This window comes from Tabrizicola sp. T46, from assembly GCF_057219895.1.
Map to the genome: position 1 here is coordinate 1183858 of NZ_JBXVVV010000001.1, position 12318 is coordinate 1196175.

The window sequence follows — 12318 nt, forward strand, 5'->3', positions numbered from 1 at the left end:
GCGGCAGGTCCACTGCGGTCAGTAATCGCGCTGGACGAAGATCCCGATACCGCTGTCGCCATCTTCTTCCAGCCGCCCGCGGACGGTGACCCCATCCCTGAGATCGAAGTTCAGGCTGACGCTGCTTTGGCCGTTCTGGCCGATGTCGACCTCGGTGTAGAGGTTTTCGGTCAGGTAGCGACCGGCGGTCAGTGCAGTTTCGCCATCGGCGGTCGTGGTCACGTCAAAGTCATCCAGCCCGAAGTTCCGGCGCAGGCGCGAAACGATCCCTTCCCCCCCGCGGCCTGCAAGGACCGCGACAGCATTGGCAAGCTGGGCCGCCTGCAGTGCGGAAAGCCGCCCGAGGTCGCGCCCGAACAGAAGCTGGGCCAGCACCTCTTCCTGGGGAAGCTCGGGGCTGGACGAGAAGGTCACCTTCGGGTCGTCTGCCGGGCCTTCCACGGTGACCCGGCTGGTCACCTCGCGCCCCTGGTTCTCCGCCACGAAACGCAGGTTCGGGACCAGGCGGCCCGCCAGATCCAGCCTTGCCTCGGTCAGGACCAGCCGCTTGCCAAGGATATCAAGGCGGCCCCGGATCAGGTCGAACTGGCCCGAGGGGATGACAGCCTCGGTCGTCCCCGCGAGGCGGATCTGGCCCCCGAGTTCAGCGTCGATGCCGCGCCCGCGCACGAAGATGCGGCTGGGTGCTGCTACGGTGAGATCAAGCCTGAACGGCCGGGTGGCCCCCGCTTGCGAGGACCGTTCTCCGTTGCTGTCCAGCAGTCCGGCCTTGACCCTTGTGTCCCGGACGGGCTGCGGTTCGTTGACATGGACAAGATCCCGCAGGTCCGAGGCACTGGCGAAACCTGAATCCGGCACCCGTAGCTCGGCCTGTTCCACTTGCACCGCCCCGGCAATCAGCGCGCCGCCCGTCAGTGGCCCGTCGACGGTGATCGCCCCGCCCAGGATGACTTCGTAAAGTTCGGGATCAACGAGACGAAGCCGGTCGAGGGTGATCGACAGCCGCGCCTGGAACGGCGGGTCGAGCCCGACCGGCCCATCCACGCGGATAAGGCCACCCGTCGACAGCCTCGCCGTCGCCGAGACCCGGGCCTGTCCGCCCTGCACCTGGGCCATGGCCTCGATCCCCTCTAGGGACGCGCCAAGGCTTGGGTCGGAATACCGCCCGCCTGTCAGTGTCACCCGTCCGGCGACCGATGACGCACGCAGGGGCCCGTTCAGGGTCAGGTCGTAGCCGACCTGACCATCCAGCGCACGGGGCGAGATGAAGAGGTTCGTCAGCGTCGCCCGCCCGACCCCGTTCAGCGACAGGTTGGCGCGCGAAAAGTTGGGAGCCACCGTGCCCCGCACCCTGCCGTTGATCCCGACCGGGCCGGAATAGCCAAGATCGACTGCATAGCCGGAGGCGTCCTGTCCGACCGACCCGGTCAGCGACAGCGGCCCCTGGATTTCGGGGAGGACGAGGCCAAGGTTGGCAAGGCGGGCGTCGATCGCCAACCGGCGCACGGTGCCTTCCAGCCGTCCCGAGGCGGACAAAGACGCCTGCGGATTCGAAAAACTTGCCTGGTCAACCTCGATCCGCCCCTCACGAAGGCCAATCCGGGCAGAGAGGGTGCTATTGCCAGCCAGGATGCGGTCCGCGGCCGGTGTCCCCACACGCAGGTTCCGCCCGGTTCCGTCGACCGAAAGCCTGCCATCTTCGGGCGTGCCCGAAAACTCGGCCGCAAGCCTTGCGCTGCCGCCATAGGTGTTGCCAAGCGCCGACAGGTCCCCCAGCGATACCTCTGCGGTCAGTGTGGACCCGGAACTTGCCAGCTTGCCGCTTGCCGTTGCGGTCAGGGTGCCGGCGGTCAGGTCAACGGACCGCAGGTTGGTGCCGGTTTCGTCCCTGAGGACCGACATCCGAACGGTCGACTGGCCCCGCAACAGGTTGTCAGCCTCGGCCACCCCGACAGCCAGACCGGCTCCCTGAACCTCGGCAACCGCGTCGATCGCTCCCGACAGCGGGGATACGGAGCCTTGCAGCGCAATCGTGGCACTTCCATCAAGCGGACGCCCGGCCAGGCCAGAGAAGCGCGAAAGGTCGGCCGTTTCCACCCGGACAGAGCCGAAGGTCCGAAGGCCGCTTTCCAACCCGGCGACCTCGAGGTTCCCGGTTGCCGCCAGGCCTTCGCCGGCAAGTTCGATGCTGTTGAGATCAAGCGTCCCGCTGCCTTCCAGCCAGTGAAAGCGAAAACCGCCCCGCAGGTCGGCCCCAAGCGCTTCGGCAAGGGCTTGCTCGGTCGGGGTCAGGCCCACGGCCTCGAACTGAAGGGTGCCGCCCACGGTGCTGCGGTCATCCGCGCGCCCCAGCCGGCCGGAGCCGGAGAGCGACAGTCTTGAGATGTCGATCATGTCGTGCTGGAGGCCGGAGAGCGAGACCTCACCCCGCCAGCCTTCGTCCCCTGCAAAGCCACCGGTAAGCCGGAACTCGGCCCGATCGACGCGGGTCGGCGTATCCCCGAAGGGCAGAAGCACCGGGGTTCCATCGGGATCGGCCAGACGGCCGGTGATGTCCAGCGCCTCGGGCAGGCCGTCAGCGGCAAGGGTGGCACTTCCGTCAAGCTCAACCGACCTTGCCTTGACGGAGAGGCGGTCAAGCACCGTGCGCCCCGCTGTGGTTCGCCGGGCATCAACGGAAAGGCTGATGTCGGGGCCGAAGAAATCCACGTGGTCCGGCACGAGGATCGGGGCGATGTTGCCACCGACATCCGCCTGCAGCCGGTAGCCCCCGTCAGTCTGCTGGCCGAGGATCACCGTGCCGGAAAGCCGCTCCTCACCGTCCGTCGCAAGGCTGATCGTCGCGCGGTGATCCTCAAGCGGCCCCGTGCCGGACAGCCGGAATTCGGCCGAAGGCGCACCGGGAATGCCCAGAAGGCCAACGACGATCCCCCCCGCCTCTTCCACGGCGTCGAGAGACAGGACAAGGTCGCGCGTCGCGTTGGAGTAGCTGGCGGCAAGGGAAATGCTTGCATCCGGTCCGTCGTCGGTCCGCTGAAAGTCAAGCGCGGCCTCACCATCCCCGCCGACCAGCGACAGCGAGGCTGACAGCGTTCCTTCGAAGGGTTGGCCCAGGATCGTTTCGCCCAGTTCGATCCGGTCGGCGGCGATGCGGTCGACATCGATCGAAACCGGAAGTTCGGGCAGGCTGAACGCCGTCGCCTCGGGATCAGGCAGGTCCTCCTCGCCTTCGGCTACCGACGGCAGGCGCGCGACGATGAGCTCTTCAGCCGAAAGCTCGGTGACCCGGACCTCGCCCGACAGGATGGCCGAACGGCTCCAGTCCAAGGTGGCGCCGTTGATCGTCAGCCAGATGCCCTGGTCATCGGCGATCGTCAGCTGTTCGATGGTGGCGCGGGCGGATAGCGCGCCGGCAAAGCCGGTGATCGTCACCTCGCGTCCGGCGCCGGACAGGTTGTCCTCAAGGAACGCGGTCAGGAAGTCGCGGTCATCCTCCTGCGCCGAAAGGGGCGTCGCGGAGAGGGCAAGGGCAAGGACTGCCGCGCGCCGCATCAGAAGGCCTGCCCCAGGCCGATATAGAACTGGACGCCATCCCCGGTATCGCCGCCCACCGGCGTTGCCACATCCACCCGGATGGGGCCGATGGTGGTGTCGTAGCGCACCCCTAGGCCGGCGCCGGAATGGGAATTGGCAGTGTCGTCGAAGAAGCCGTCGATCCCGACGCTGCCCGCATCGACAAACCCGACGACGCCGATCTTTTCGGTGATCTTGGACCGCAGCTCCAGCGAGCCGCCCACGAAGTACCGGCCGCCGATCAGAAAGTCAGACCCGGTGCCGTCCGGCACAAGCACGCCCAAAGACCGGTAGGGCTGACCCCGCACGGTTCCGCCGCCGCCGGAGTAAAACAGCTGGTCGCGCGGCACGTCCAAGATGTCCGGCCCTGCGACCAGACCACCTTGTAGTCGGGCGGCCACCACAAAGCGTGACTCCTCTCCGAAGCCACGATAGACACGGCCGTCGAAGGTTGCCCGTACACCCGACTTGGTATCGTTCAGACCAAGGAAGGGCTTCACCTCCGAGTCGATGAAGAACCCCCGCGTCGCGTTGACGGCGACGTCACGCTTGTCCCAGGTCACGCCTATGGGCAGCGCGATGCTTTGGTATTCGAAATCGCCCTGCGGGTCGGAGCCCTTGACATAGGCATAGGTCAGACCAGCCCGCGCCGAAAGCTGCTCCGAGAAGATATGCGAGAAGGTCAGCCCGAACTCGACACCGTCAAGCTCGTAATCGACTTCGTCGGCATGGGCGAAGCTGAACACAAGCCCGGCCGTGGTGTCGGGGGTCAGGGTCGCTGGCCGGTCCAGCGTGACGCCGAACCCGTAGTCGACCCCACTGATCTGCGAGCCGATGTTGGTGACCCCGGCCTCGAACTCCAGCCGCTCACCTCCGCCCAGAAGGTTGCGGTGCAGCCACGACCCGGTCAGCGTTGCCCCGTCGATCGATGACAGCTCCGCCCCCAGCGAATACCGGCGGGGCTTCTGTTCGACGATCCGCGCGGTGATGCCCAGAAGGTCCGGGGCGGTGACCTCTTCGTCTTCCTCCATGGTCACCGCGCTGAAGATGCCCGTCCGCCGGAGACGCGTTTCGGCCTTGCGCAGTTCGGTTTCGCTGAAGGCCTTGCCCGAAGGAAGCCCGGCGATCTTGATGATCCGCGCCACGCGCATCCGCTCGGCCCCGTCAACGGCCAGGGTGCCGAAGCGCAGCTTGGGTCCGGGGTCGAGCGCCACATCGACATCAAGTCTTGCCGCCCTGTGGTCTGCCGTCACCTGCTGTCGGGCAACCGCAGCCTTCGCGTTTCCGGCATCGCGCCAGGCCCGGATCGACGCTGCCACCGCATCCGAGACCACGCCGCTTTCCGCTGAGCGTCCCTCGGAAAACGCCGGCGGCAGGGTAGTCTCCGGGGCCAGGGGGGCGATCCGCGTCTGGCGCAACGTGAAGGCTGGACCGGGATCAACCACCACCGTGATGACCGAAATGGATGACGGCACCTCAAGGGCCCGGATCGAAGCCGCCTCGCGCCCGTCGATCCCGATCCGGATCACCACCGAATAGTATCCGCGCGCGTAAAGCGCCCCCAGGATGCGCCCGTAATCGGCCCGCGCGGCCGAGACGAGGTCCTGCGGTTCGGTCTGTCCCTGCTCGGCGAGGGAGTTCAGGAGCGAGGCTGAATTCACCAGACGGGTCAGGTCCTTGTCGTCACCGCGAACCTGGATGTCCAACCGGTCCAGCGCTGCCAGCGGGCCGCCGAAAGTGCCCAGAAACCCCGCGATCACAGCCGCGAGGCACCGGGTCTTTCCGTGTCCGCCGTGCATCCGAGGGGCCCTCTGTTCCTCACCTTATGGGACTATTGCAGGTTGCCGAAGGAGGGGCAATCCAAGCCGCCTCGCTTTCTGGGTGTTGTCCACAGAGTGAAACCCCTGACCGTCGAAAAAGGTCCACAAGCCCTTCATCGAACTGTGATCCCGGCAGGGCAGCCTGCCTGCCTGATGCAGGAGGGGCAAAAGATGTCCGATAGATCCTATGATCTTGACAAGGCTTATGAAATCGACGGTCCCGACGACGCGCGCCGTATGTACGGCGACTGGGCCCCGACCTATGAGACCAGCTTTGCCCTGAACTGGGGCTACATCGCCCCGCGTGAGATCGCGGCGATCCTGCGCGCGGAAATCCCCCAAGGCGCCGAAATTCTCGACATCGGCGCCGGCACCGGACTGGTCGCCGAGCATCTGCTTGGCCTGACCGTAGATGCGCTGGACATCACCCCCGAGATGCTGGAGATCGCGCGCCCCAAGGGCCTTTACCGCCACCTGATCCTGGGCGACCTGACCGGGGCACTGGACATCCCTGACGGAAGCTATGGCGCCGTGGTCAGCTGCGGCACCTTCACCCACGGCCATGTCGGGCCCGAGTGCTTTCCCGAGCTTCTCCGCATCACCCGTCCCGGCGCGGTCTTTGCCTGCGGCACGATCGGCCCGGTTCTGGACGGGGCGGGCTTCGGCTCGGAGCTTGCCCGCATGGTCGCACATGGGCGGATCACCCCTGTCACCTGGCATGACATCCCGATCTACGAGGGCGCCGATCACCCGCACAAGGACGACCGAGGGCTGGTGATGGTGTTCCGGAAGCTTTAGGCTGTGGCGAAAGCCAGCGCCAGGAGCCGCCATGATCGACCTTTCAAGCTTTGTCGCGCTGGCAGGACTGGACCTTGGCCCAATGGCGCCGAAACCCACCAGCATCGAAGGCAACCAGATGGAGGCGGCGCTGACCCTTGCCGAACACGCCGGCGGCAAGGTCGAGATCGGGGTCTGGGAATGCACGCCGGGCCGGTTCACCGCCGACCGCAGCACCAGCGCCGAGTTTTGCCATTTCATCGCGGGTCGCGTCGAGATGACCCATGCCGACGGGCGGCAGCAACTGCTTGGGCCGGGCGACGCCATCAACCTGCCCCTGGGCTGGACGGGCGAATGGCGGGTGATCGAGACGGTCCGGAAGCTTTACGTCATCACCCGGGCCTGACCTGCAAAGCGGGCTTGCAGACTCAGGTCCCCGCACGTATATGACCTGCAACAGCTGCTTCCGGGTCCAAACCTGAAGCTACCGAATGTCACGGGCGGGCCGCTGGGTCCGCTTTTTTGTTTCCGGAAACGCATGACCGATCTCGTCGCCAAGACCGCCATCGACCGCCGCCTAGCGGACATCGTCCAGCCGGTGATCGAAGGTATGGGCTTTGAACTCATCCGCCTGCGGCTGATGGGCGGCAAGACGCGTGTCCTGCAGATTATGGCCGACCGCCCCGATGGCGGGATCGGCGTGGATGAATGCGGCGACATTTCCACCGCCGTCTCGGCCATTCTCGACGTGGAAGACCCGCTTGAGGACAACTACGTGCTTGAGGTGTCTTCCCCCGGGATCGACCGTCCGCTGACCCGGCTGAAGGATTTCGAGACCTGGAAGGGCTGGGAAGCGCGGGTCGAGACGACCGAACTGATCGACGGCCGCCGCCGCTTCAAGGGCGACCTTGCCGGGATCGAAGGTGACGAAGTGCTGATCACGCTCGACGAAGGCGGCGAAGAGGTCACCATCGGCCTCAAGTTCGACTGGCTCTCGGATGCCAAGCTTATCCTCTCGGACGCGCTGATCACCGAAATGCTGCGCCAGAAGAAGGTGGCCGAGCCCGCGCAAGGCCAGTTCGACGAGATCGAAGAAATTGACGGGGACGAGGATGAAGACCCGACCCCGGAAACCAAACACTAGGGAGTAGGACCCATGGCAATCACCTCTGCCAACCAGCTGGAGCTTCTGCAGACCGCCGAAGCCGTTGCGCGCGAAAAGATGATCGACCCGGACCTGGTGATCCAGGCTATGGAGGACAGCCTCGCCCGCGCCGCCAAGTCGCGTTACGGCGCCGAGATGGACATCCGCGTGAAGATCGACCGCAAGACCGGGCGCGCGTCCTTCACCCGCGTCCGCACCGTCACCGAAGATGACCTGATCGAAAACCACCACGCCCAGATCACGGTGAAGCAGGCGAAGTCCTACCTCGCCGACCCGCAGATCGGGGATGAAGTTATCGACGAAGTCCCGCCCGTCGACCTTGGCCGTATCGCCGCGCAATCCGCCAAGCAGGTGATCCTGCAGAAGGTTCGTGAGGCCGAACGCGACCGCCAGTTCGAGGAATTCAAGGACCGCAAGGGCACCATCATCAACGGCGCCGTCAAACGCGAGGAATACGGCAACGTCATCGTCGACATCGGCCGTGGCGAAGGCATCCTGCGCCGGAACGAGAAGATCGGCCGCGAAGCCTACCGCATCGGCGACCGCATCCGCTGCTACATCAAGGACGTCCGCCGCGAACCGCGCGGGCCGCAGGTCTTCCTCAGCCGCACCGACCCGCAGTTCATGGCCGAGCTCTTCAAGATGGAAGTGCCGGAAATCTACGACGGCATCATCGAGATCAAGGCCGTCGCCCGTGACCCGGGTTCGCGCGCCAAGATCGCCGTGATCAGCTACGACAACTCCATCGACCCGGTCGGTGCCTGTGTCGGTATGCGCGGCAGCCGCGTGCAGGCCGTGGTGAACGAACTCCAGGGCGAAAAGATCGACATCATTCCTTGGAACCAGGACCAGGCGACGTTCCTTGTGAACGCGCTCCAGCCGGCCGAAGTCTCCAAGGTCGTGATCGACGAAGAGGCCGGCAAGATCGAGGTCGTGGTCCCGGATGAACAGCTTTCGCTCGCCATCGGCCGTCGTGGCCAGAACGTGCGTCTGGCATCGCAGCTGACGGGTCTTGATATCGACATCATGACCGAGGCCGAGGAATCGGCCCGCCGTCAGGCCGAATTCGCCGAACGGACCAAGCTCTTCATGGACACGCTCGACGTGGACGAGATGATGGCCCAGCTTCTGGTCGCCGAAGGCTTCACCAACCTTGAAGAAGTGGCCTACGTCGACCTTGACGAACTTCTGTCGATCGACGGCTTCGACGAAGACACCGCTGCTGAACTTCAGGCCCGGGCGCGCGATTTCCTTGAGGCCGCCAACGCCAAGGCGATGGAAAACGCCCGTGCCCTTGGCGTCGAGGACAGCCTGGTTGAATTCGAAGGCCTGACCCCCCAGATGCTGGAGGCGCTTGGCCAGGACGGCATCAAGACGCTGGAAGACTTCGCCACCTGCGCCGACTGGGAACTCGCCGGCGGCTGGACGACCGAGAATGGCGTCCGAAAGAAGGACGAAGGGGTCCTGGAAAAGTTCGATATGTCGCTTGAGGAAGCGCAGAACCTGATCATGACCGCCCGCGTCATGCTGGGCTGGGTCGACCCGGCCGAACTGGAACAGCCTGCTGACGAAGCAGCCGAAGACGAGGAGGCCGGGGCCTGATTTCAGGCCTCGGGGACACGCGTTGACGCGCGGCGGCCGGGAAAAGGACCAAGACGATCCGGAACGCAAATGCATTGCGTCCGGGGAAAGCCAGCCGAAGGCGGGACTGGTCCGCTTTTGCGTCGGGCCTGATGGGCAGATCGTCCCGGATATCCTGGGCCGGCTGCCGGGCCGGGGCATCTACGTCTCGGCTGACCGGGCGCTGATCGACAAGGCGGCGAAGAAGGGCCTATTTGCCCGGGCGGCGCGCCACCCGGTCAAGGTGCCGGACGGCCTCGCCGATCTGGTGGAACAGCTGCTCGCCCAGCGGGTGGTCGACCTTCTCAGCATGGCGCGCAAGGCTGGCGATGCGGTCATGGGTTACGAAAAGGTTAAGGATTGGCTGGCCAAGGGGCAGGCGGCAACGCTGATCCAGGCCAGCGACGGGTCCGAACGCGGCAAGACGAAACTCCATGCACCCGAAGGTGAGGGTGGATTCATCGGGGTTCTGACGGCCGGGGAAATGGGTTTGTCCTTCGGGCGCGAACGTGCGATACACGCCGCGCTTGCGGCTGGTGGACTCAGGACCCGTGTTGTAGTGGAAGCGGCAAGGCTCGCTGGCCTGCGTGTGCAGGCGGCTGGGCAGATGGGCGGTTCAACCGCCATGAAGGATACGTAGGACGCATGAGCGATACAGACGGCAAGAAACCTCTTGGCCTTGGGGGCGTGCCCCGTTCCGGACAGGTGAAGCAAAGCTTCAGCCACGGCCGGACGAAAAGCGTCGTGGTCGAAACCAAGCGCAAGCGCGTTGTGGTTCCTACAGTGACGAAACCCGGCACTCCGGGTGCTGGCACCTCTGTGCCATCGGCCAGCCTCGGCGATCCCTCCAAGCGCCCCGCCGGGATTTCCGACGCCGAGATGGAGCGTCGCATGGCGGCGCTGCGTGCCGCCAAGGCCCGTGAGGCCGAAGATGCCGCGCGCCGCGCCGAAGAGGACCGCGCCCGCGAGGAAGACCGCGCCCGCCGCCGCGAAGAGATAGAGGCAAAGGACCGCGAAGACCGCGAACGCGCCGAGGCGCTGCGTCTGAAAGCCGAAGAGGAAGAGCGCGCCGCCAAGGCGGAAGCTGCCGCCAAGCTCGCCGCCGCCGAGGCGCGACGGGCCGAAGTTCTGGGCACCCGCGCCCGCTCCACCATCCAGGCCCCCGCGGCAAAGCCGGCTGACCGCGCCGTACCTGCGGCCCCTGCCGCTGCGGAAGACGCGCGCGGACCGGCTTCGGCCAAGCCCGGGCTTTCCCCGCGCAAGACCGACCGCGAAAAGGATGATCGTGCGACCGAGCGCGACCGCGGCGCCAAGCGCGGCGACGAAGGCCGCCGCTCGGGCAAGCTGACGCTGTCGGACGCGATCTCGGATGAAAGCGGTCGCCAGCGCAGCCTTGCCGCGATGAAGCGCAAGCAGGAAAAGGCCCGCGCCAAAGCGCTTGGCCTCGGCCACAAGGCGGAAAAGCAGGTGCGCGACGTGCAACTGCCGGAAACCATCGTGGTGTCTGAACTAGCCAACCGCATGGCCGAACGTGCCGCCGACGTGGTCAAGTCGCTCATGAAAATGGGCATGATGGTCACGATGAACCAGGCCATCGACGCCGACACCGCGGAACTCGTGATCGAGGAATTCGGCCACAAGGCGGTGCGGGTGACCGACGCCGATGTCGAACAGGCCATCGACACCGTCAAGGACAAGGCAGACGACCTTCTGCCCCGCCCGCCGATCGTCACGATCATGGGCCATGTCGACCACGGCAAGACCAGCCTTCTGGACGCGATCCGTCGCACCAACGTCGTCTCGGGCGAGGCTGGCGGGATCACCCAGCATATCGGCGCCTATCAGGTGAAGACCCCGAACGGGCAGCTTGTAACCTTCCTCGACACCCCCGGCCACGCGGCCTTCACCTCGATGCGCTCTCGCGGGGCGCAGGTGACGGACATCGTGGTGCTGGTGGTCGCGGCGGATGACGCCGTGATGCCGCAGACGGTCGAGGCGATCAACCACGCCAAGGCGGCGAAGGTGCCGATGATCGTGGCGATCAACAAGATCGACAAGCACGAGGCGAACCCTCAGAAGGTACGGACCGACCTTCTCCAGCACGAGGTCGTGGTGGAAGCCATGTCCGGCGACGTGCAGGATGTCGAGGTTTCCGCCAAGACCGGGCTGGGGCTTGATGACCTCCTGGAGGCCATCGCGCTGCAGGCCGAGGTTCTGGAACTGAAGGCCAACCCGAACCGGGCGGCCTCGGGTGCCGTGATCGAAGCCAAGCTTGACGTGGGCCGCGGTCCGGTCGCGACCGTGCTGGTCCAGAACGGGACCCTGCGGAAAGGCGACATCTTCGTCGTCGGCGAGCAGTGGGGCAAGGTCCGCGCGCTTCTGAACGACAAGGGCGACACCGTCGCCGAGGCCGGGCCTTCGGCTGCGGTCGAGGTGCTGGGTCTTTCGGGCACGCCGTCCGCAGGCGACACGCTGAACGTCGTCGAGACCGAGGCCCAGGCGCGCGAGATCGCGGACTACCGGATCAAGACGGCCAAGGACAAGCGGGCTGCCGCAGGGGCTGCCACCACGTTGGAACAGCTGATGGCCAAGGCCAAGGCGGACCAGTCGGTCGCGGAACTGCCGATCCTGATCAAGGCCGACGTCCAGGGTTCTGCCGAGGCGATCGTGCAGGCGATGGAGAAGATCGGGAACGACGAGGTCCGCGTCCGGGTGCTGCATTCGGGCGTCGGGGCCATCACCGACACCGACGTGGCGCTGGCCGAGGCGTCGAAGGCGCCGATCATCGGCTTCAACGTCCGGGCCAACGCGACGGCGCGGGCCTCGGCGACCCAGAAGGGCGTGGAGATCCGGTACTACTCGATCATCTACGACCTGGTGGACGACATCAAGGCGGCCGCCTCGGGCCTGCTCAAGGCCGAGGTGCGCGAGAACTTCATCGGCTATGCAAAGATCCTCGAGGTCTTCAAGGTTTCGGGTGTCGGCAAGGTCGCCGGGTGCCTCGTCACCGAGGGGGTTGCGCGGCGGTCTGCGGGGGTTCGCCTCTTGCGGGACGACGTGGTGATCCACGAAGGCACGCTGAAGACCCTGAAGCGGTTCAAGGATGAGGTGAAGGAAGTCATCTCGGGCCAGGAATGCGGCATGGCCTTCGAAAATTACGAGGACATCCGGCAGGGCGATGTCATCGAGATCTTCGAACGGGAAGAGATCCAGCGGACGCTGGCCTGAGGGAAGCCGGATCTGACCACAGTGGTCAGATCCGGTTTATTCAGCGTTTCCAGTGCCTTACGCGTGGGCGTTAGGGATTGCTTAAGGTTTGCGCCGGACCTTCGGGTCCGGCGTCTTTCTTTTCCTGGGTTGCTC

Annotated in this window: 8 protein-coding genes; 6 read left to right on the forward strand and 2 right to left on the reverse strand. The window is 65.7% G+C overall.

The genetic code is table 11. The features are described 5' to 3' along the window. Positions 1-18: 18 nt before the first annotated feature. Positions 19-3552 (reverse strand): translocation/assembly module TamB domain-containing protein, encoded by a 3534-nt coding sequence (locus AC2D9V_RS05875; protein ID WP_484713089.1) that lies wholly within the window; start codon positions 3550-3552, stop codon positions 19-21. Beyond that, a complete protein-coding gene (locus tag AC2D9V_RS05880; RefSeq protein WP_484713090.1) occupies positions 3552-5372 on the reverse strand; it encodes an autotransporter assembly complex protein TamA in 1821 nt (606 codons plus the stop codon). Before AC2D9V_RS05880 ends, AC2D9V_RS05875 begins: the two co-directional genes overlap by 1 nt. 192 nt (positions 5373-5564) lie before the next feature. Between AC2D9V_RS05880 and AC2D9V_RS05885 the strand changes: the two genes are divergently transcribed. From AC2D9V_RS05885 to infB, 6 genes are all read left to right on the forward strand, one after another. After that, positions 5565-6191: a class I SAM-dependent DNA methyltransferase gene (locus AC2D9V_RS05885; RefSeq protein ID WP_484713091.1), complete on the forward strand. Its 627-nt coding sequence runs from the start codon at positions 5565-5567 to the stop codon at positions 6189-6191. Positions 6192-6222: 31 nt separating this feature from the next. After that, a complete protein-coding gene (locus AC2D9V_RS05890; RefSeq protein WP_484713092.1) occupies positions 6223-6576 on the forward strand; it encodes a cupin domain-containing protein in 354 nt (117 codons plus the stop codon). Positions 6577-6708: 132 nt separating this feature from the next. Beyond that, a complete protein-coding gene (gene rimP, locus AC2D9V_RS05895) occupies positions 6709-7314 on the forward strand; it encodes a ribosome maturation factor RimP (protein ID WP_484713093.1) in 606 nt (201 codons plus the stop codon). A gap of 12 nt (positions 7315-7326) precedes the next feature. Further along, positions 7327-8937: a transcription termination factor NusA gene (nusA, locus tag AC2D9V_RS05900; RefSeq protein WP_484713094.1), complete on the forward strand. Its 1611-nt coding sequence runs from the start codon at positions 7327-7329 to the stop codon at positions 8935-8937. A 22-nt stretch (positions 8938-8959) separates the two neighbouring features. Further along, complete coding sequence (locus AC2D9V_RS05905) at positions 8960-9595, forward strand: RNA-binding protein (RefSeq protein WP_484713095.1); 636 nt, start codon at positions 8960-8962, stop codon at positions 9593-9595. Between the two features lie 5 nt (positions 9596-9600). After that, positions 9601-12183, forward strand: coding sequence for a translation initiation factor IF-2 (gene infB, locus AC2D9V_RS05910; protein WP_484713096.1), 2583 nt, complete (start codon positions 9601-9603; stop codon positions 12181-12183). Positions 12184-12318 lie beyond the last annotated feature (135 nt).